Below are 18,205 nucleotides of genomic sequence, written 5' to 3' on the forward strand. Positions count from 1 at the left end.
TGCACCGGCCCTGTTCACTGGGCCTTGATCGGTTTGTGGTAGGCCAGGCTGGCGGCTCGGGTCTCCGCCACGATGCGATCAAACTCCCCGCTGTCCTGCAAGGCCTTCAAGCCGCGATTGAAACGCTCCACCAATTCCGGGCCCTGGCGGTGTTTGCGCCAGATCACCACATGCAGCGGCGCCACCCAGAACGATTTGCTTTGCGGCTCCAATTGCTGAGCCAGCCGGGGCGGGAAGTTGCGGGCGATAAGGTATTGACCCACTTCCGCGTCGATGGGGAACAAGTCGATGCGGCCGGCCAGCAGTTTGCGCAGATTGGTGACGTCGTCCGGCGCCATATCCGGCACCAAGTGGCCGGACTTGACCTGCTGATTGAATTCGTCTGAATAGAAATTGCCGACTGTGACGCCCACCCGCGCATGGCGCAGATTGGACAAGTCGTTCCAGGGGAAGGTGGCGTTGCGGCGCTGGAAAAACACCATGCGCGCATGCAGCATGGGTTGAGTGAATAGTAGATCCTGCTTGCGTTCCGGCGTCGGCGCCCAGCCGAAGCTCCCGTCCACGGTGCCGTTGCGCGCCGATTGCAGCGTGCGGTTGTTGGGGTAGTAACGGAAGGCGACGTCGACGTTGGCGCGGGCGAACGCCTCTTTGACCAGACGCGACAAAATGCCGTCATACGGCAGTTCCTTGCCCATATAGGGCGGCCACTCCTGGTTGGACAGGGTGATTTTCAGACGTGGCGCGGCCTGCGGCTGAGCTGCCGCCAGCAGGACTACAGCCAGGCTGCCCAGCAGCCAGCTGCGAAGTCTCATCATTTCCCCGAATCCTTGCTCAATCTGTGCGCGCGGCATGCGTGCTGCCCGTACGGAGCGCGGCGTGCGCCGCGTCTCCGCTCGATATTGTTGTGGGCCTCGAGGGCCTATTGCTGAATCGTAGGCAGGTTTGGCGTCCGGCGTAAAGCGCTTCCATTGCCGCGGGGTCGGCAAAGAGGCGTTGCGGCGGCCGCGCCGTGAAGACACGGCGCCGCTTGCGCGGGCTTAGAGCCTGTTCAACGCCTCGCGAGCAAGGGCGAGACAAGACGAAAACGAGCGAAAAATCAGAATGGTCAAGTGGTACCTGAGCATTTTGAGGATGTTTTCAACGCCGTATCGCCGAAGCACCGCAGACTATGAACAGGTTCTTAGCGGCCTTTCGGCGGGCTGAACAAGGCCGAGCTCGGGCGCGAGGCGGCGGGCTTGCTGCGCTGGCCCTGACCTTGCGATGAGCGCTGACCAGGCTGGCCGTTTGTGGCGTTTTTGGCCTGACCCTGTCCCTGGCGCGGCTTGGACGCCGGGGAGCGATGGCCGTGGCCGGTGGGCTTGCTGTCCGGCTGGTGGCGCGGCTTGCCGCCGCCGCCCTGGCGCTGCGGTTGGCCGCGGCGATTGCCGCCGCCCATCGGAATGGGCTCGGGTTTCACCGACAGATCGGCCTCGAAGCCGGGTACCGAGAAGCGCTCGATCGATTGCTTGGTGAGCTTCTCGATATCCTTCAGGAAGTTGAACTCATCGACGCAGACCAGCGATACCGCTTCGCCTTTGCTGCCGGCGCGGCCGGTGCGGCCGATGCGGTGCACGTAGTCTTCCGGCACATTGGGCAATTCGAAGTTGACCACTTGCGGCAGTTGGTCGATGTCCAGGCCGCGCGCGGCGATGTCGGTGGCGACCAGCACTTGCAATTCGCCGCTCTTGAAGTCGGCCAGCGCGCGCGTACGTGCGTTCTGGCTCTTGTTGCCGTGAATCGCGGCGGCGGGGATGCCGGTCTTGTCCAGTTTTTCCGCCAGGCGGTTGGCGCCGTGCTTGGTGCGGGTGAACACCAGCGCCTGGAACCAGTTGTGCTCCTTGATCAGGTGGATCAGCAAGTCGGTTTTGCGGTCGCGGTCCACCAGGTGGATCTTTTGGTCCACCAGTTCGTTGGTGGTATTGCGGCGCGCCACTTCCACCAGCTTGGGGTTGTCCAGCAGGCGGTCGGCCAGGCTCTTGATCTCGTCGGAGAAGGTGGCGGAGAACAGCAGGTTCTGACGCTTGGCCGGCAGCAGGGCCAGCACTTTGCGGATGTCGTGAATGAAGCCCATGTCCAGCATGCGGTCGGCTTCGTCCAGCACCAGAATCTCAACGCCGGACAGGTCGATATTGCGTTGACCGGCATGGTCCAGCAGACGGCCCGGCGTGGCCACCAGGATGTCCAGCGGCTTGCGCAGCGCGCGGGTTTGCGGATTGATGTTGACGCCGCCGAACATCACCATGGAGGTTAGCGGCAGGTGCTTGCCGTAGGTCTGCACCGATTCTTCCACCTGGGCGGCCAGTTCGCGAGTGGGGGTCAGCACCAGCGCGCGCGGGCGGCCCGGCTGGGTGGCCGGCTTGCCCATCAGGATGTGCAGCAGCGGGAGGGTGAAGCCGGCGGTCTTGCCGGTGCCGGTTTGGGCCGCGGCCAACAGGTCGCCGCCTTGCAGCACTTGCGGGATGGCCTGGGCTTGAATCGGGGTGGGGGTGGTATAGCCGGTTTCGCTGACGGCGCGCAACAGGGGTTCGGCCAGACCGAGGTCGGCAAAGGTGAGTGTGGACATGTTTGCTCCTGCGACGGCCTATCGCTGTATGTGCGAACCAATCCAGGCTGACGGGAAAAAGTTAGGGATGCGATGGGCGCTTCGGGATGAAGCGCGCGCGGCGCGCAAAGATTGGAATTGCACGCGGGAGGCCGGAGTTTACCTTCAAATCGGCGGTTTGGGAACTTGTCGCCGCATTGTCATATCCATTTCAGCGGAATCCAAACCCGCGCAAAGCCGTTTTGACGGCTGATATTATTAATAAATGCGAATGGGTGAACTGGTATCATGTTGTCACGTCGCCGGTGCAGCGGAGCGCTGCGGCCGAGGCGGCAAGATGCCCTGTTTTGATGTGTCCGCCCGGGATGGGCGGCGAATAACGCAGTTCAGAGGAAATCGGTATGCCTGGATCCGCCCGTAGGCTGGTCGGCTTGATCATTTTGTGTCCGGCGTTGGCGCTGGCCGCCGGCAAAGGCGGCTCGGAGGGTGGTCATGGCCGCGCGGCGGCGAGCGGCAAAGCCGCCGAGGAAGCGGTGGAAGCCAACGCGCAGGTGGCAACCGATTTCAACTGCGACAAGCCGGGCAATCCGGTGGAGGCCATGGTGTGCCAGGACGAGAGCCTGACCCGGCAGGACAATCGGCTGGAGAAAGTCTACGCCCAGGCGCTGGAGCAGGCCCAGCAGGGGCGTCCGGGTGCCGAGGCCAAACTGATCGCCGAGCAGCGCCGCTGGGTAAAAAGCCTGAAGGACTGCGTCAAGACCGAGGACATGCATATGTGCCTGGGCGATGTCTACATCATGCGCATCACCCAGTTGCAGGCGGCTTGGGGATTGGCGCCGTCGCTGACGCCCTTGCGCTATGTCTGCAAGGGCAACGCCACCCGCACCGTGTTGGCTACCTTTTATCGCACTCACCCCCCCACGGTGAAGCTGGAGTACAACGGTTCCACCGCCATCTTGCATCAGGGCCTGAGCGGCAACGGCGCGCGCTACACGGCGCCGGGACTGGAGCTGTGGATCAGGGGCCGCGAGGCCAGCATTACCTGGCGCGGCGAACCTTTGGATTGTTCCAGCCAGCCTTCGCCCTAAGAACCTGTTCACGAGCTGTTGCGCTGCGGCGATATGGCGTTAAAAACAAGCTCAAAATGCTCATGTGCCCCTCGACCATTCCGCTTTTTCGCTCGTTTTCGCCTTGTCTCGCTCTTGCTCGCGAGATCGTGAACAGGCTCTAATCAGCAGTTCAAAGCGTGCCGCGGCGAAAACGTCCTCCGCGTGCTGCGCACCGTGCGAGCAAAGCCGCTTTTTCTGTCGTTTCCGCTGGTCTTTCCTTTGCCCGCGCAACTTTGAGCGGGCGCAACCGGCGCCGGCCCCGTACAATAGCGTCTTTATTCTGCAAAGCCGCGCACCGTCCATGGCCCTGTCCGCCACCATTTATAAAGCCAATCTTGCCGTGTCCGACATGGATCGCGGCTATTACGCCAGTCATCAGCTCACGCTGGCCCAGCACCCGTCCGAAACCGTCGAGCGCATGATGCTGCGCCTGGTCGCCTTTGCGCTCAACGCCAGTGAAACCCTGCAATTCAGCCGTGGCCTGAGCGCAGACGACGAGCCGGAGTTGTGGCAGAAAAGTTATGCCGACGATATCGAACTGTGGGTAGAACTGGGCGAGCCGGATGAAAAACGGCTGAAGAAAGCGTGCAGCCGCGCCGAGCAAGTGGTGCTGTACAGCTATGGCGGCCGCGCCAGCGAGGTGTGGTGGCCGCAGATCGAGAACAAGCTGTCCCGGCTGGACAAGCTCAGCGTGTTCCGCGTTGAGCCGGCCACGTTGGCGGAATTGGTCGCCATCTGCCAGCGCAGCATGCAGTTGAGCGCCACCATCCAGGATGGCCAGCTGTGGCTGGCCGACGAATCAAGCAATGTGCTGGTGGAGCCGCTGCGGCTCAAATAAGGCGCTCAGCCGCGCAGCCAGGCGCTCAGCCGCGCAGCCAGGCGCTTAGCCGCGCCAGCCAGCCTGAGTGTGCCGTGCGCGGCAGCCGCGCTTTGCGTTTGAGCCAGGGCATGCGTTGATGACGGGCCGCGTAGGCATTCAATAGCCGGCGGTGGCGCAGCGCCAGATCGCCGCGTTTCATCGCCGCGCGCTCACCAGCCGCCACCAGGCGAGCAAGGACGCCCGCCAGCCGAGTTTCGGCTCGGCCCGGCAGCGCGTTGCCGGAAAACGGGTTTCGAGTATGTAGCGGCGCAGCGCCAGCGGCGTCGGGTCCTCGTCCGGCAGGTAGTCCGGAATGCCGCGCGTCGGCAAGGCGCGACGGACAGGTTTGTTTGATGTCATGGCCAAAGGTTTCCAGGTGGAACACTTGGTTGAATGCTAGGCTCCGACGCGTAAAAAGAGGCTAAAGAAGCTGCGGTCTCCGATAAAAAGCGGCTAGTCGTGCCGCGCGTCGCGCACCGCGCGCGCCAAGGCGTCGTTTTCCCCTCCCATGCGCTCCAGCGCCGCGATCACGCCGTTCCGGTCCGCCGCGCTGCGGTTCTGGCTCAGCTTTTCCTTGATATCCCAACGCTTCACCCGTAGCCGGAAGCCGACGACTGCGCGCTGCATGGCCTGGATGGCCGGGTTTTCGCTGGGTAGCCGCCAGCCGGATTCGCCTTCGAAAAAGCGTACCTGCCGCTCCAGCTGGCTCAACAAGGCCGCGCCTTCCATTTCCTCCGCCACGCCGTGCGCATGCGCTGCCCGGTAGTTCCAGGTAGGCACCTGGGCGCCGCCGGCAGCGTACCAGGCCGGCGACACATAACCATGTTCCCCGTGAAACAATGCTACGCTGCTGCTGCCGCGCAGCAACGCTTGAGTGTGCGGGTTGGCGCGCGCCAGATGGCCGAGCAGGCAGTCTGGCTGTTCAGGATCGGCCAGCAAGATCAGATGGCTGATCCAGGGCTCGCCGTCGGTCTGAGGCGTGATCAGGGTGGCGAAGGGGTGGGCGGCCAGCAGTTCCGCCAGCGCGGCCGGGCGGCCCGAGAAAGCGTCTGGCGTATACATCATGGCGTCGGCTCCCATTCATAGCTGCGTTCGATGCGCGCCACTTCCACCCGATACTGGCGATACCAACGTTCGCGCCCCAGCTGCTGCGCCAGCATATGGTCGGCGTGGGCTTTCCACGCGCGGATGCTCTCGGCGTCAGGCCAGTAGGATAGAGCGATCTCTTGGCCGTCCTCAGAGGCGGAAACAAAGGCAAGACAGCCGAAGCGTTCCAGCGCCAGCTGGCGCATTTGCCGCGCCACGGCGAAGTATTCGTCATCCAGTTGCCGCGTGGCCGCGCGGAAAATCACGACATGCATGCAAGACCTTCCTGGAGTAAGGTGGGGGAATCGGCATTGTCTTGATTGCCGGCGGCCTTGGCCAGAACCAGTTTGGCCGCTGGCGTGGAACCACCGCGACTAGGAGGAGCGAAGATGACCAATAACCTATTGCTGCGCGCGGCGGATGCTGGGGATGTGGAGCGGATCACCGCGCTGCACGTCGCCAGCTGGCGGCGGCATTACCGCGGCATCCTGTCGGATGAGTATCTGGACCTCTGCGCTTGGGACGAGCGCCTGCTTGTGTGGCAGCGGCGTTTCGCTGCCGCGCGTCCGCCCTGGGTACAGCTGGCGCTGTGGCAGGGAGAGCCGGTGGGCTTCGTTTGCCTATTGCCGGACGAGGCGCCGGAGCGGGGCGTTTATCTGGACAATCTGCATGTGCAGGCCGGGCAGCAGGGGCGCGGCATCGGGCGCGCCTTGATGGCGGCGGCGGCGGCGGAAGCCTTGCGCGTTGCGCCGGGCCGGCCCTTGTTCTTGTGGGCTTACCAAGCAAATCGGGACGGCCGCTCCTTTTACCAGGCACTGGGCGGCGTGGAGTCCGCGCCCTGCGAGGTGGACACCGCCGGGGGCCGGCGCGCGCTGGCGCTCAGCTATCAGTGGGATGATCCGTCCTGTTTGTTGCTGTAACGGTTTGCGTCGCGACAACACCGGGCCGCGCAGTCGTTTTACAATGTGGCGATGTCTACTCTCAACTATTTGCAACACTATCCCTCCGCCTTGCTAGGCCAGGTTCAGGCGCTGCTGGACGCCGGGCAGCTTGGCGTCTGGTTGGCGCGCAAGTACCCGGACAGCCACGATGTGCAGACGGACAAGGCGTTGTACCAGTATGTGTCCGAGATCAAGCAGCGTTATCTGAAAAACGCCGCCTTGCCGGCCAAAGTGAGCTACGACAGTCAGCAGCACCCGGTCAAGGGCACGCTGGGCACCAATACCTTCGTGTCGCGGGTGCAGGGCGGCAAGCTGAAGACCAAGAACGAGATCCGTATCGCCGCGCTGTTTCGCGACGCTCCCTTGCCGTTCCTGCGCATGATTGTGGTGCACGAGCTGGCCCATCTGAAGGAGAAGGATCACAACAAGGCTTTCTATCAGCTGTGTTGTCATATGGAGCCGGACTATCACCAGTTGGAGTTCGACATGAGGGTGTGGTTGACCTGGCGCGAAAGTCAGCAGGCCTGAGTTCTTGTCGCGGGATGAACAACAGCCCGGCTAGCCGGGCTGTTCGCATGTCAGAACCTGTTTACGATCTACTGCGCGTTGTGGGACGTTACACGGTGAGTACGGCTTCGAAATGCTCATGTACCGAATGCACATTTCGCTTCATCAGCCGTTTTCGCCTTGTCTCGCTCTGACGCGCGAGACCTTGAGCAGGTTCTACGGGGCGGTGTTTATTTCTTGGCCACTAGTTGATCGAACACGCCGCCATCGGCGAAGTGCTTGCGTTGGGTGCTGCGCCAGTCGCCGAAAGTCTCTTGCAGCGTGAACAGCTTGACCTTGGGGAATTGGCCGGCGTATTGCGCCGCAATCTTGGCGTCACGCGGGCGGTAGTAGTTCTGCGCCGCGATGGTCTGGCCCTGAGGGGTATACAGGAACTTCAGATAAGCCTCGGCCAGCTTGCGGTTGCCCTTCTTGTCGGCCACCTTATCCACCACCGCCACCGGCGGTTCCGCCAGGATGGACAATGAGGGGGTGACAATGTCGAACTTATCCGGTCCCAGCTCTTTCACTGCCAGCACCGCCTCGTTCTCCCAAGCCAGCAGCACATCGCCCTGTCCGCGTTGTGCGAAGGTCAGCGTCGCGCCGCGCGCTCCAGTGTCGAGCACTGGCACGTGCTTGTATAGTTCGCCGACGTAGGCGCGGGCCTTGGCCTCGTTGCCGCCGGGCTGTTTCAGCGCGTAACCCCAGGCCGCCAGATAGTTCCAGCGCGCGCCGCCGGAGGTTTTGGGGTTGGGAGTGATGACCTGGACGCCGGGCTTGATCAGGTCGCCCCAATCGCGGATGCCCTTGGGGTTGCCCTTGCGCACCAGAAACACGATGGTGGAGGTATAGGGCGAGCTATTGTCCGGCAAGCGGCTTTGCCAGTTCTTGGGCAGCAGGCCCTGATCCGCCAGCACATCGATGTCGTAGGCCAGCGCCAGCGTGGCCACATCGGCCTCCAGGCCATGCTGGATGGCCAGCGATTGTTTGCCCGAGCCGCCGTGCGATTGCTTGATGACGACGTCGCCGCCCTGTTTTTTCCATTGCTCGGCAAAGGCCTTGTTGACGTCTTGGTATAGCTCGCGGGTGGGGTCGTACGAGACGTTGAGCAGCTCCGAGGCCAGCAGCGGCGCGGCGCCGCTGAACAAGGCGAGGGACAGCAGGGCATGGCGGAAGGTGAGTCGTGGCATGGCGATTTCCTGAGAGTGCAAGCGATGATTGCATCTAATCAGAAATGTTTTAGAGCCAGAAGTGATTGTTTTTTATCTTTAAATTCCAAATAAATCTATGCGGTGACAGTACTGCTTTAGAGGTATGGGGAATAAGTTTTTCGTTCAATATCATTTCCAAGAATATAAAAGTCATTCTACAGTGCGAGATCAACCTTTGAGGAGCTGAGCGATGGAACCTTCGCTGGCGGATTTCGACTTGATCATTCAGCCTGGCTGGCACAACTCCGGCCCGCGGCATTGGCAAAGCCACTGGCAGCGGCGTTTGAAAGCCGAGCGGGTGGAGGTAAGCGATTGGGACGCGCCGCGGCTGGACGACTGGCTGCAGGGCCTGGATCAGGCGCTTGAGAGGACGCGAAAGCCAGCCATCGTCGTTGCCCACAGCCTGGGCTGCGTAGCGGTGGCGCATTACGCGCAGCGCCATCCGCGGCGAATCGCTGGCGCTTTATTGGTGGCGCCGGCGGATGTGGAGCGGCCCTTTGTGCCGCGCGAGCTCATGGGGTTCGCGCCGACGCCGCGGCAGCCCTTGCCGTTTCCGGCCAGGATGGTGGCGAGCAGCAACGATCCGTTCTGCAAGACCCCGCGCGCGGCTCGGCTGGCGGGCTACTGGCGCACGCCCATCGCTTGGCTGCGGCAGGCCGGCCACATCAATGTGGAGTCCGGCCACTGCCAATGGGAAGACGGCTGGCTGCAACTGGAGCTGCTGGCGCAAAGGGTGCGGGCCAGCTTGAGCCAGGCGGCCTGAGTCTCCATCTGCCGCGCGTTGCGCCACGCGGCGCGCCGGGTCTTGATCAGGCCCGCAGGCCGCTGGCGTCGCCGGGGGCATTGTGGCTCCCAAACCATTGTTCGGCGTAGTTTCGCTTCAAGCCAGGTGGTCTAAACTGGGATGGCATGTATTTCAACCCTCTCTTGAGTGGCCATGATGCCGAGCCGATTCTTCGCCTGTTGTTGGCTGTCGCTGGCTGGAGCCGTTTACGCCGCCCCCTTGAGCCGCATCGGCGTGTCCGTGGGAGCGCTGGACAACCCCTTCTATCAGCTCGTGGCGCGCGGCGCGCTGAACGAGGCGCGCGCGGCCAATCCCAATGCGCAAGTCACCACCCTGTCCGCCAATTTCAGCCTGGAGCGGCAGGAAGAACAGGTGCGGCAACTGCTGCGTCAGCAGGTGGAGCTGATTCTGCTGGTGGCCGCGGACAGCAAGGCGGTGGCGCCGCTGGTGCGTATCGCGCACCAGGCCGGGGTGCGAGTGGTGGCGGTGGACGTGGATGCGCCCGGCGTCGACGGCACGGTCAAATCGGACAATGTTCAGGCTGGCGCGCTGGCCTGCCGTTATCTGGCGGAGCAGATGCACGGTCATGGGACGATGGTGATTCAGAACGGTCCGCCGGTGTCGTCTGTCTGGGACCGGGTGGCCGGTTGTCGCCGCAGCTTGGCCGCATTTCCCAAAATCCGCTTGCTCAGCCATCAAGAGAGCGGCATGGCGTCCAGCTGGGGCGGCAAGCGGCTGATGGAGCGGCATCTGCGGCGCTACCCTATGATCAACGGCGTGTTCTCCTGCAACGACCGCCAGGCGCTGGGGGCGGAGCAGGCCGCGCGGGAAGCCGGCCGCAAGGAGGTGATGGTGGCTGGGGTGGACGGCTCGCCGGATATCGAAAAGGCGTTGCGAGCGCAGAATCAGATTGTGGCCTCCGTCAGCCAAGCTCCGTACGCCATCGGCGCGGAGGCGGTGAAGCTGGGCCGCCAATTGCTGGATAAGCCCAACGCCAAGCCAAGCTTGGTGTTAGTGCCGGTGCAGCTGATCACTCGCGCCAATATCGGCGCTTACCAGGGCTGGCAGAGCCAGTTGCCGCCGGCCCCCGCCGCGGCGCGCTAGGCGCAGGCCCCCCGTCTTTTTTGACCTGCGGCGGCGGCGGTGTCACACTGCCGGTGTTTTCGCGTCGGCCTGGCCGACGCCAGCTGTTTCCAACTCAAAGCCAAAGGATTCCACATGTTCGCATCACGCCCGCTCAAAGCCGGCCTGGCCGCCCTGGCGCTGACTTTGCCGCTGCTGGCGCACGCCGACGCCGCCCAGGACGCCGCCGTCAAAGAGTTGTCCGCCACGCTGAACCTGAACAATATGCTGCCGGAACTGGCGCAGCGCACCACCGCCAGCGCGATGCCGCTGCTGCAGGAATACTTCGTCAAGAACAAGATCAAGCTGAGCGAAGCTCAGCAGAAGAAGGCGCAGGAAGGCTTCAAGACCTACGGCGAGAACGTGCACAAGCTGGCCAGCGATTACTTTGGCTCCAGCACTGCCAAGCAGCAGTTCGAGCAGACTGTGGCCAAGGCTTACAGCGCCCAGTTCAGCGCCGACGAACTCAAGCAGATCAATGCTTTCTACAAGACCGCAGCGGGTCAGAAACTGCTGAAACAGCAGCCGCAGATCATCAACACCATCGCCGGCGACACCTTGAAGGCCGCCGAGCCGGTGCTGTTGCCCAAGATGCGCGCCGCCGCGGAAAGCTTCGGCAAGAGCATCGCCAAAAAGTAAGCGCATCCGCGCTTCGCCGTCAAAGCCGCCCGCTGGGCGGCTTTTTGTTTGCCGCGCGCGGTTCCGGGTCGTTTAGCGGCCAGCCCATCTCCTTGGCGCGCGTAGCGGCTATAACGTGTTTATCGACACGGATTATGTCATTCAAATGATCAGATCGGGCTTGTTGTGGCTGCTGTTGGCCGGGCTGGCGCAGGGCATTGCGGCAGCGCCGCCGCGCCAGGTGGTGGTTTTGGTCGACAACGGTTATCCGCCGTATTCCTATGAGAAGGACGGACGGGCAGAGGGCGTTTACAACGAAGTGTTGCGCGAGGCGTCGCAGCGCTTGTCCGGCTATCGCATTGAGCTGCGGCCTGTGCCGTGGAAGCGCGGCCTCTCCGAACTGGAGGCCGGCCGCGCGCCGGCGTTGTCTCCGCCGTACTACCGTCCGGAGCGCGACTACATGGGCTATTCGACGCCGTTCTGGCAGGAGCAACTGGCGGTGTATTGCCGGGCGGACATCATGCGGGTGCCGCGGCCGCATTGGCCGGCGGATTTCCTGGGCCTGCGCTTTGGCAACAACGCGGGTTTCCGCCCCGGCGGCAAGGCATTCTGGCTGGCGGTGCAGCGCGGCGAGATTCATTTGGACGAGGCGCCGGACACTCAGGGCAATCTGCTGAAGCTGGTCAATGGCCGCATTGATTGTTATTTGAACGACAAGCTGTCCATTCTCTACGTGCTGGATCGGCTTCAGCGGCGAGGCGTGATCAGCGCGGAGCAACGCGGCGGACTGGCGGCGGCGGCCAGTCTGAACGGCGAGCAGGCCTATGTCGGTTTCGCCAAGCGCGGTCAACAGCATTTTCCCTATCTGGACGATTTCATCCGGCAACTGAACGCCGTCTTGGAGCAGATGAAGCGCGAGGGGCGGATTGCCGCCATCGTGGAGCAGACATTGCGCGCCTCGCCGCCGTAGCGGCGTCCGGCCGCCGGTTTTGACAGCCGCGGCGGCCGGTTTTAGCATGACTCAATCGTTTTACGGAAACCAAGCATGGAAAATCGCAAACTGGCGGTATTGATCGATGCGGACAACGCGCAGTCGGCGCTGATCGCCGAGTTGCTGGCCGAGGTGGCCAAGTACGGCACCGCCGTGGTCAAGCGCGCTTACGGCGACTGGACCACCAGCCAATTGAAGGGCTGGAAGGAAGTGCTGCACCAGTACGCGATTTCGCCGATTCAGCAGTTCGCCTACACCAAGGGCAAGAATTCCACCGACTCCGCGCTGATCATCGATGCGATGGACCTGCTCTACACCGGCAATTTCGACGGTTTCTGCCTGGTGTCCTCGGACAGCGACTTTACCCGCCTGGCGACCCGGCTGCGCGAATCCGGGTTGATGGTGATCGGCCTGGGCGAGCAATCCAAGACGCCGCGGCCCTTCATCGCCGCTTGCGACAAATTCGTGTTCACCGAGATTTTGCGACCGGAACCGGCGGTGGCCAAGATCGCGGCCGACAAGCCCAAGACGCGCAGCGCGCGCAGCCGAGCCAAGCCGCAGCCGGAGAAGGAGCGCCACCCGCTGCAGGACATGTTCACCAATGCGATCGAGGCCGTGTCCCGCGACAGCGGCTGGGCGGAGCTGTCGGTGGTGGGCACCTATCTGGCCAAGAACGATCCCTCGTTCGACCCGAGGGTCTACGGCCATTCCCGGTTATCGCAGATGGTGAAGAAGCTGGACTTCCTGACGGTGCAGGAAAGCCGAAACGGCTCCAAACTGCATTGCGAAATCCGGCTCAAGCACGACGGCGAATCCCCCTTGGCGGCGTCCACGGCAACGCCGCCCGCGGCGGATCCGCCGCCGGAGACGCCGGCGCGCAAGAAGCGCAGCCCGCGCAAAAAGCCGACGGCTGCCGGCTGAACCGACGGCTGGTACACTGTTTGCATTTCTAAGAGCCTGTTCAAAATCTAGCGAGCAAGAGCGAGACAAGGCGAAAACCGCTGAGCAAGCGGAATGGTCAAGTGGTACATGAGCATTTCGAAGCGGTACTCACCGTGTCACGCCTCACGAAGCGCAGCAGATGATGAACAGACTCTAAGGATACGCGCCGGCGTCCGCGCCCGCGATCCACACAACAAGCCACATCAGCAAGGGACAGAACATGATTATCCGCGACGCCACGCTGGAAGACCTGGCGGCGATACTCGACATCTACAACGAGGTTATCGCCACCACCACCGCCATCTACAACGACGATCCCCTGTCCGCCGGCGAGTTTGCCGTCTGGTTCCAGGACCGCGCCGCGGCCGGCTATCCGGTGCTGCTGGCGGAGGAGGACGGCAAGATCCTGGGTTTCTCCAGCTTTGGCGATTTCCGCGTCAAGCCGGGCTACCGCTTTACCGTGGAGCACAGCGTGCACCTGTCCGCCGACGCGCGCGGCAAGGGTATTGGCACCGCCTTGGTGCAAGCCTTGTTTCCGCGCGCCAAGGTGCTGGGCAAGCACACCATGATAGGCGCGGTGGACGCCGCCAACGCGGGTTCTATCCGCTTCCATGAGAAATTGGGTTTCCAGCAGGTGGGCATGCTGCCGCAGGTGGGATTCAAGTTTGGCCGCTGGCTGGACCTGGTGTTTCTGCAGCGCTTTATCGACGGCGCCAGCGAGGGGCCGTCTGCGTCGTGAGCCTGAAATGAGAAGCGCCGCAGATGACTGCGGCGCTTGCTCGTGCTTTTTACCACTGTCGAACGCAGTGTTTTCTTGATATTTCTCTATTCACCCTTGTACGACTTAGCGCACCTCTGCAACGATATCCCTACTGAACACCTTTTCGCAATACTTGCATTTCATTTTTGTGTCGCGCGCCTGGGGTTTAACGTAGAAAAAGCTGGTCACCGGCTCGTTGTGCGAGATGCAGTTGGAGTTGGGGCAGGAGAAGATGCCTTCGATGGTGTCCGGCAGCGCCAGCTTGTGTTTTTTGACCACCTCGAAGTTGTCGATCACGTTAACGGTGGCCTGCGGCGCGAACAGCGCCAGCTCGTTGGCCTGTTCCTCCGACAGCGCGATGTTCTCCACCTTGATGATGTCCTTGGCGCCCATGTGACGGCTGGAAAGGTTCAGCCCCACGGTGACGCGCTCTCCGGTTTCGCTGAGTTTGAACAGGCGCAGGATGACCAGCCCCTGGCCGGCCGGGATGTGGTCGATGACGGTGCCTTGCTTCAGCGCTTCTACGGTGCGGGTATATTGCATGATGGTTTCCTTTTCCTGAATCAGACGGTCTCGTTCAACACCAGCGACAGCAGCGCCTGGCGCGCATAGACCCCGTTCTTGGCTTGTTCGAAGTAATAAGCGTGCGGCGTGGCGTCCACGCTGGTTTCGATCTCGTCGACGCGCGGCAGCGGGTGCAGAATCTTCATATTGCTGCGGGCGTTGTGCAGCATGTCCGCGCGCAGCACGAACTTGCCCTGAATCTTCTTGAACTCGGCCTCGTCGAAACGCTCGCGTTGCACGCGGGTCATGTACAGCACATCCACTTGCGGAATCACGTCGTCCAAGCTGCCGACCACGGTGTACTGGATGCCTTTTTCGTCCAGCTCCTCGCAGATGTAGTCCGGCATCGCCAGTTGCTCCGGCGCCACAAAGTAGAAACGGGCGCCGAACAGCGACAGCGCCTGGGTCAGCGAGTGCACGGTACGGCCGTACTTGAGGTCGCCGACGAAGGCCACGGTCAGGTTTTCCAGCGTGCCCTGGGTTTCCCGAATAGTGAACAGGTCCAGCAGGGTCTGGGTTGGGTGCTGGTTGGAGCCGTCGCCGCCGTTGATGATGGGCACGGCGGAGAACTCGCTGGCCAGGCGCGCCGCGCCTTCCTTGGGATGACGCATCACCACCGCGTCGGTGTAGGAGCCGATGATCTTGATGGAGTCCGCCAGGGTTTCGCCTTTCTTGGCGCTGGTGTTGCCCCCGTCGGCGAAGCCGATGATGCTGCCGCCCAGCCGCTGCACCGCGGTCTCGAAGGACAGACGGGTGCGGGTGGAGGGCTCGAAGAAACAGCTCCCCACCAGCTTGTCTTTCAGCAGGTCGTTGCGAGGCTGTTGTTTCAGGCGGGCTGCCGTGGCCACCACCAGCTCCAGTTCCTCGCGGCTGAAGTCCGGTATGGAAATGATGTGTTTGCGGTAGAGGGGGTTGGCCATGGTCGCGTCCTTTCAATATTGGCTTTATGAGTCGCGGGTAAAAAAAAAGCCCCTGGAATCAGGAGCTTGTTTTATTACTGCGTCGGGGTTCGGGAACGGCAACGGCTCGCGCCAACGCCAGGTCGCCGCCGTGGCGGGCGGTGCGTCGTGCGGGAAGCGTTTTTGCGTGGGTCATTGCCTGTGGTCCGAACAAAATTGCGGGATTGTAATCCCAATTCCTACACGACGGTAAGACCCGTGTCGCATTTATCAAAATTGATGGCAGAAAAAGGACACTTCCACCTGCGCAGCAGGCTATGAACAGCGCCTCAGCGCAGCGCGTATTTGATCCCCAGGCTGAGAAAGCAGACGCCCAGCAGGCGGTTGAGCAGCAGGCGAGCGCCGGGAGCGAAGGCGCGGCGGCGCAGGCGGCCGGCAAGCCATACCAGCAGCGCCAGGTAGAGCATATTGATCAGGCAGAATACCGCGGCCAGCTGCGCGAAGCCGGCCGGGCCGGCGCGGCCGGCTTCCAGGAATTGCGGGAAGAAGGCCATGAAAAACAGGATGGCTTTGGGGTTGGCCAGGGTGATCAACAGCGAGCGGCGGAAGCAGGCGCCGGCGCTGTGTTGCGCCGGCGCGGTCACGGCCGCGGCTCCGCCGTTGCGGCGGAACAGCAAGTTCGCGCCCAGCCAGGCCAGATAGAACGCGCCGGCGTAGCGCAGCAGTTCAAACCAGCCGGGGTGGGCGGCCAGCAGCGCCGCCACGCCGCCGCCGGCCAGCGCGATCAGGATCAGATCGCCGGCCAGCAAACCGGCCTGGGCCGCGTAGCCGGCGCGCAGCCCGCCGCCGCTGAGCGCGCCGAGGATGGACAGCGTGCCGGCGCCCGGCGTGACCACCAACAGCAGCGAGGCGGCGACAAACGGCCACCAGTCGATTGCCGTCATCAGGGCTGTCCTTTCATTGTTTGGCGGTTCAGGTACGGAAATCGCCCACCAGCGCTTCCAGCCGCGCCGACAGTTCGCGTAGATGGCTGACCGAGGCGGCCACTTGGCGCACCACGTCGCTATTGCTCTGCGCCATGCTGCTGATGCGCTCCACGTTCTGAGCGATCTCCAGGCTGGCCGCGGACTGCTCGCGAGTGGAAGAGGCGATGTCGACGATGCTGCCCACCAGGCCGTGGCTGCGATCCAGCACGGTTTGCATCGCCTGGTTGGCGTCTTCGGCGATGGCGACGCTGTTGCCCACCAACTGGCTGCTCTTTTGCACGTCGCTGACGGCGTCGCGGGTTTCCTGGCCGATGGCGTTGACGATGCGGCTGATCTCCACCGTGGCCTCGGCGGTCCGGCCGGCCAGGTTGCGCACCTCGTCCGCCACCACGGCGAAACCGCGGCCCATCTCGCCGGCGCGCGCGGCTTCGATCGCCGCGTTCAGCGCCAGCAGATTGGTTTGGTCCGCGATGTCCTTGATCACGTTGACGATGGTGCTGACCTCGGTTGAGCGCGCGCCCAGGACATTCACCCGATCCGCCAGCGCGTGCATATTGTCGGTCATGCGGCGGATTTCGGCGGTGACCTGGTTGACGGTGGAAACGCTCTGCTCGGTCAGTCTGCCGGTTTCCCTCGCGGTGCTCTCCGCCAGCTGCGCGGTGTTGGCGATGTGCTGCACGCTGACGGTGACTTCCTCCACGCCGGCGGCGGTGGCGCTGGCGGCGTCCGATTGCGAAGCGGAGGCGCTTTCCACCTGGCGAGCGGACTCTTGCAAGGAGACCGCCGCCGCGGTGACCGCCTGGCTCTGTTCGCGCACCTCCACGAACATATCGCGAAGGCTGGCGATAAATCGGTTGAAGGCGTCCGCGGTGCGGCCGATTTCGTCGCGGTTGCTGATCGGGATGCGGATGGTCAGGTCGCCTTTGCCGGAGGCCAGTTGCTCCATGGTGGCGGCCAGATGGTTCAGCGGCCGGGTCAGCGCGCGCACCACGCCGGCCAGTACCAGCAGAATCAGCGCCAGCGCCACCGCGCCAATCAGCACCGCGGTCAGGCTTTGCCGCTTCGCGTCGGCGGTGATGGCCGCGGTGGGTATGCTGACGCCCAGCGTCCAGAACTGGCCGGTATTGGCTACTTTCACAGGGTGGAAGAAGTGGGTGAAGCCGCCTGCCTCGTAAACGAAGTCCTCGCCTTGCTTGATCTTGCCCAGATAGGGCGTCAGCGGGCTGTCCTTGGGCGCGGGTTTGCCCAGCAGGCTGGCCTCTGGATTGACTACGTAGAGGCCGCCTTCGGACAGCATGCTGACATAGCCGGTTTCATATAACCGGATCTGGCCGAATTTCTTTTGCAGGTCGTCCAGCGCGATGTCGGTGGCTGAGACCCCCAGCATTTTGCCCGCGGCGTCTTTGATCACCACGGCCAGCGAGCTTTCCAGGATCTTGCGGTTCTGCACCTCGTAGGGGTAGGGCTCGGTGATGGTGTCGCGGCCGCGTTGCTTGGGCACGTAGTAGAAATCGCCCCAGCCCGGTTTTTCGTAGTCGGGCTGATAGCTTTCCGGGTGATCCTTGAACTTGGGGAATTCCTTGACGCGGTCCGCCGACATCATCACGTCCATTTGCGCTTTGCCCTTGTCGTTCTTGGTGATGTAGGGCTGATAGCGGCCGGTGGGGTCGTGGCGAGGCCAGTCCATGCGGAAACTGTTGTCGTTGCCGTCGAAGGCGTTCGGCTCCCATAGCATCCACAGGCCCACCGACTGAGGCGCGTTGTCCAGCATCTGCTGGATGGTGTTGTCGGTGTGTTTGCGGTCCGGATGCGCGACGCGTTGTATGCCCAATACCGCGTCGGCTAGGTGGCGCGGCAGGGTGAAGTTGCGGGCAAAATCGCTTTCCGCGTCCTTGGCGTAGCTGCTGGCTTGCTCAGAGGCCAGTTTGTAGCCTTGCTCCACCGCCGAGCGGTAGCTTTGCCAGGCGATCAGGCCGATCATGACGGCGAAGCCGACGGCGATGGCGGCGGCGGCCACCAGAATGATGCGGGTGCTCAGGCGGCCCCATTTCTGCTGTTCCATTCTTCTTTCCCCAGTAGCTTGCGAAGCTTGTTATATGGCGGCTTGCCGCGGCCGCGCGCGAGCGGAGGCGAGGTTCGGTGTCTTGCCCTTATTTATAGACATTAAAGCGATAAGCCCGCACCGGTCCATGCCGACGCGCTAAAA

21 protein-coding genes are annotated in these 18,205 nt (G+C 63.0%); 10 read left to right on the forward strand and 11 right to left on the reverse strand.

The genetic code is table 11. The features are described from left to right. Positions 1–14 precede the first annotated feature (14 nt). A complete protein-coding gene (locus ACUXV1_RS12880; RefSeq protein ID WP_196783819.1) occupies positions 15–815 on the reverse strand; it encodes a substrate-binding periplasmic protein in 801 nt (266 codons plus the stop codon). A 365-nt stretch (positions 816–1,180) separates the two neighbouring features. Then, a complete protein-coding gene (locus tag ACUXV1_RS12885) occupies positions 1,181–2,602 on the reverse strand; it encodes a DEAD/DEAH box helicase (protein ID WP_446015565.1) in 1,422 nt (473 codons plus the stop codon). Between the two features lie 380 nt (positions 2,603–2,982). Here ACUXV1_RS12885 and ACUXV1_RS12890 point away from each other — a divergent pair, with 380 nt between their 5' ends. Both ACUXV1_RS12890 and ACUXV1_RS12895 read left to right on the forward strand, forming a co-directional pair. After that, positions 2,983–3,669: an MliC family protein gene (locus ACUXV1_RS12890; protein ID WP_052370738.1), complete on the forward strand. Its 687-nt coding sequence runs from the start codon at positions 2,983–2,985 to the stop codon at positions 3,667–3,669. Between the two features lie 322 nt (positions 3,670–3,991). Next, positions 3,992–4,528 carry a YaeQ family protein gene (locus ACUXV1_RS12895; RefSeq protein ID WP_019103624.1) on the forward strand — a complete coding sequence of 179 codons (537 nt, stop codon included), beginning with the start codon at positions 3,992–3,994 and terminating at the stop codon, positions 4,526–4,528. A 25-nt stretch (positions 4,529–4,553) separates the two neighbouring features. On the opposite strand, the gene ACUXV1_RS12900 is transcribed toward ACUXV1_RS12895, so the two are convergent. From ACUXV1_RS12900 to ACUXV1_RS12915, 4 genes are all read right to left on the reverse strand, one after another. Next, a complete protein-coding gene (locus ACUXV1_RS12900; RefSeq protein WP_019103623.1) occupies positions 4,554–4,709 on the reverse strand; it encodes a hypothetical protein in 156 nt (51 codons plus the stop codon). After that, positions 4,706–4,909: a hypothetical protein gene (locus tag ACUXV1_RS12905; RefSeq protein ID WP_194427342.1), complete on the reverse strand. Its 204-nt coding sequence runs from the start codon at positions 4,907–4,909 to the stop codon at positions 4,706–4,708. The genes ACUXV1_RS12900 and ACUXV1_RS12905 overlap by 4 nt, the downstream gene beginning before the upstream one ends. A gap of 93 nt (positions 4,910–5,002) precedes the next feature. Next, complete coding sequence (locus tag ACUXV1_RS12910; protein WP_446015566.1) at positions 5,003–5,614, reverse strand: FMN-binding negative transcriptional regulator; 612 nt, start codon at positions 5,612–5,614, stop codon at positions 5,003–5,005. Beyond that, positions 5,611–5,910 (reverse strand): antibiotic biosynthesis monooxygenase family protein, encoded by a 300-nt coding sequence (locus tag ACUXV1_RS12915; protein WP_081556081.1) that lies wholly within the window; start codon positions 5,908–5,910, stop codon positions 5,611–5,613. The genes ACUXV1_RS12910 and ACUXV1_RS12915 overlap by 4 nt, the downstream gene beginning before the upstream one ends. 114 nt (positions 5,911–6,024) lie before the next feature. On the opposite strand from ACUXV1_RS12915, the gene ACUXV1_RS12920 reads away from it, so the two are divergent. Beyond that, positions 6,025–6,555: an N-acetyltransferase family protein gene (locus tag ACUXV1_RS12920; protein ID WP_446015567.1), complete on the forward strand. Its 531-nt coding sequence runs from the start codon at positions 6,025–6,027 to the stop codon at positions 6,553–6,555. A 51-nt stretch (positions 6,556–6,606) separates the two neighbouring features. Then, on the forward strand, positions 6,607–7,104 hold the full coding sequence (locus ACUXV1_RS12925) for a M48 metallopeptidase family protein (protein WP_043640245.1): 498 nt from the start codon (positions 6,607–6,609) through the stop codon (positions 7,102–7,104). A 209-nt stretch (positions 7,105–7,313) separates the two neighbouring features. Here the strand turns inward: ACUXV1_RS12925 and ACUXV1_RS12930 are convergent, their stop codons facing one another. Then, the gene (locus tag ACUXV1_RS12930; RefSeq protein WP_043640243.1) at positions 7,314–8,312 is read right to left on the reverse strand and encodes a sulfate ABC transporter substrate-binding protein; all 999 of its coding nucleotides are present in this window, start codon (positions 8,310–8,312) and stop codon (positions 7,314–7,316) included. A gap of 211 nt (positions 8,313–8,523) precedes the next feature. Here ACUXV1_RS12930 and ACUXV1_RS12935 point away from each other — a divergent pair, with 211 nt between their 5' ends. The 6 genes from ACUXV1_RS12935 to ACUXV1_RS12960 all read left to right on the forward strand — a co-directional run bounded on the left by ACUXV1_RS12935 (position 8,524) and on the right by ACUXV1_RS12960 (position 13,529). Continuing rightward, positions 8,524–9,096, forward strand: a complete 573-nt coding sequence (locus ACUXV1_RS12935) for an RBBP9/YdeN family alpha/beta hydrolase (RefSeq protein WP_043640241.1) — start codon at positions 8,524–8,526, stop codon at positions 9,094–9,096. A gap of 174 nt (positions 9,097–9,270) precedes the next feature. After that, on the forward strand, positions 9,271–10,221 hold the full coding sequence (locus ACUXV1_RS12940) for a substrate-binding domain-containing protein (RefSeq protein ID WP_043640238.1): 951 nt from the start codon (positions 9,271–9,273) through the stop codon (positions 10,219–10,221). 114 nt (positions 10,222–10,335) lie between these two features. Then, positions 10,336–10,878, forward strand: a complete 543-nt coding sequence (locus ACUXV1_RS12945) for a DUF2059 domain-containing protein (protein ID WP_019103452.1) — start codon at positions 10,336–10,338, stop codon at positions 10,876–10,878. A 145-nt stretch (positions 10,879–11,023) separates the two neighbouring features. Beyond that, positions 11,024–11,827 (forward strand): substrate-binding periplasmic protein, encoded by an 804-nt coding sequence (locus tag ACUXV1_RS12950; protein ID WP_446015568.1) that lies wholly within the window; start codon positions 11,024–11,026, stop codon positions 11,825–11,827. A 75-nt stretch (positions 11,828–11,902) separates the two neighbouring features. Then, a complete protein-coding gene (locus tag ACUXV1_RS12955; protein WP_203389379.1) occupies positions 11,903–12,769 on the forward strand; it encodes an NYN domain-containing protein in 867 nt (288 codons plus the stop codon). Positions 12,770–13,010: 241 nt separating this feature from the next. Beyond that, positions 13,011–13,529, forward strand: a complete 519-nt coding sequence (locus tag ACUXV1_RS12960; protein WP_446015569.1) for an N-acetyltransferase family protein — start codon at positions 13,011–13,013, stop codon at positions 13,527–13,529. Positions 13,530–13,634: 105 nt separating this feature from the next. Here ACUXV1_RS12960 and pyrI read toward each other — a convergent pair whose 3' ends face one another. The 4 genes from pyrI to ACUXV1_RS12980 all read right to left on the reverse strand — a co-directional run bounded on the left by pyrI (position 13,635) and on the right by ACUXV1_RS12980 (position 18,061). After that, positions 13,635–14,093 (reverse strand): aspartate carbamoyltransferase regulatory subunit, encoded by a 459-nt coding sequence (gene pyrI / locus ACUXV1_RS12965; RefSeq protein ID WP_043589228.1) that lies wholly within the window; start codon positions 14,091–14,093, stop codon positions 13,635–13,637. A 20-nt stretch (positions 14,094–14,113) separates the two neighbouring features. Then, a complete protein-coding gene (gene pyrB, locus ACUXV1_RS12970; protein WP_043640231.1) occupies positions 14,114–15,034 on the reverse strand; it encodes an aspartate carbamoyltransferase in 921 nt (306 codons plus the stop codon). Between the two features lie 308 nt (positions 15,035–15,342). Continuing rightward, positions 15,343–15,957, reverse strand: coding sequence for a LysE family transporter (locus tag ACUXV1_RS12975; RefSeq protein ID WP_194427349.1), 615 nt, complete (start codon positions 15,955–15,957; stop codon positions 15,343–15,345). Between the two features lie 28 nt (positions 15,958–15,985). Next, a complete protein-coding gene (locus ACUXV1_RS12980; RefSeq protein ID WP_043640221.1) occupies positions 15,986–18,061 on the reverse strand; it encodes a methyl-accepting chemotaxis protein in 2,076 nt (691 codons plus the stop codon). Positions 18,062–18,205: the final 144 nt, after the last annotated feature.

This window comes from Chromobacterium sp. W521, from assembly GCF_052805975.1.

Bases quoted from the DNA above. Each gene is read 5' to 3' on its own strand.
- ACUXV1_RS12880 (WP_196783819.1), bottom strand. From the start codon at position 815: ATGATGAGACTTCGCAGCTGGCTGCTGGGCAGCCTGGCTGTAGTCCTG.
- ACUXV1_RS12885 (WP_446015565.1), bottom strand. From the start codon at position 2,602: ATGTCCACACTCACCTTTGCCGACCTCGGTCTGGCCGAACCCCTGTTG.
- ACUXV1_RS12890 (WP_052370738.1), top strand. From the start codon at position 2,983: ATGCCTGGATCCGCCCGTAGGCTGGTCGGCTTGATCATTTTGTGTCCG.
- ACUXV1_RS12895 (WP_019103624.1), top strand. From the start codon at position 3,992: ATGGCCCTGTCCGCCACCATTTATAAAGCCAATCTTGCCGTGTCCGAC.
- ACUXV1_RS12900 (WP_019103623.1), bottom strand. From the start codon at position 4,709: ATGAAACGCGGCGATCTGGCGCTGCGCCACCGCCGGCTATTGAATGCC.
- ACUXV1_RS12905 (WP_194427342.1), bottom strand. From the start codon at position 4,909: ATGACATCAAACAAACCTGTCCGTCGCGCCTTGCCGACGCGCGGCATT.
- ACUXV1_RS12910 (WP_446015566.1), bottom strand. From the start codon at position 5,614: ATGATGTATACGCCAGACGCTTTCTCGGGCCGCCCGGCCGCGCTGGCG.
- ACUXV1_RS12915 (WP_081556081.1), bottom strand. From the start codon at position 5,910: ATGCATGTCGTGATTTTCCGCGCGGCCACGCGGCAACTGGATGACGAA.
- ACUXV1_RS12920 (WP_446015567.1), top strand. From the start codon at position 6,025: ATGACCAATAACCTATTGCTGCGCGCGGCGGATGCTGGGGATGTGGAG.
- ACUXV1_RS12925 (WP_043640245.1), top strand. From the start codon at position 6,607: ATGTCTACTCTCAACTATTTGCAACACTATCCCTCCGCCTTGCTAGGC.
- ACUXV1_RS12930 (WP_043640243.1), bottom strand. From the start codon at position 8,312: ATGCCACGACTCACCTTCCGCCATGCCCTGCTGTCCCTCGCCTTGTTC.
- ACUXV1_RS12935 (WP_043640241.1), top strand. From the start codon at position 8,524: ATGGAACCTTCGCTGGCGGATTTCGACTTGATCATTCAGCCTGGCTGG.
- ACUXV1_RS12940 (WP_043640238.1), top strand. From the start codon at position 9,271: ATGATGCCGAGCCGATTCTTCGCCTGTTGTTGGCTGTCGCTGGCTGGA.
- ACUXV1_RS12945 (WP_019103452.1), top strand. From the start codon at position 10,336: ATGTTCGCATCACGCCCGCTCAAAGCCGGCCTGGCCGCCCTGGCGCTG.
- ACUXV1_RS12950 (WP_446015568.1), top strand. From the start codon at position 11,024: ATGATCAGATCGGGCTTGTTGTGGCTGCTGTTGGCCGGGCTGGCGCAG.
- ACUXV1_RS12955 (WP_203389379.1), top strand. From the start codon at position 11,903: ATGGAAAATCGCAAACTGGCGGTATTGATCGATGCGGACAACGCGCAG.
- ACUXV1_RS12960 (WP_446015569.1), top strand. From the start codon at position 13,011: ATGATTATCCGCGACGCCACGCTGGAAGACCTGGCGGCGATACTCGAC.
- pyrI (WP_043589228.1), bottom strand. From the start codon at position 14,093: ATGCAATATACCCGCACCGTAGAAGCGCTGAAGCAAGGCACCGTCATC.
- pyrB (WP_043640231.1), bottom strand. From the start codon at position 15,034: ATGGCCAACCCCCTCTACCGCAAACACATCATTTCCATACCGGACTTC.
- ACUXV1_RS12975 (WP_194427349.1), bottom strand. From the start codon at position 15,957: ATGACGGCAATCGACTGGTGGCCGTTTGTCGCCGCCTCGCTGCTGTTG.
- ACUXV1_RS12980 (WP_043640221.1), bottom strand. From the start codon at position 18,061: ATGGAACAGCAGAAATGGGGCCGCCTGAGCACCCGCATCATTCTGGTG.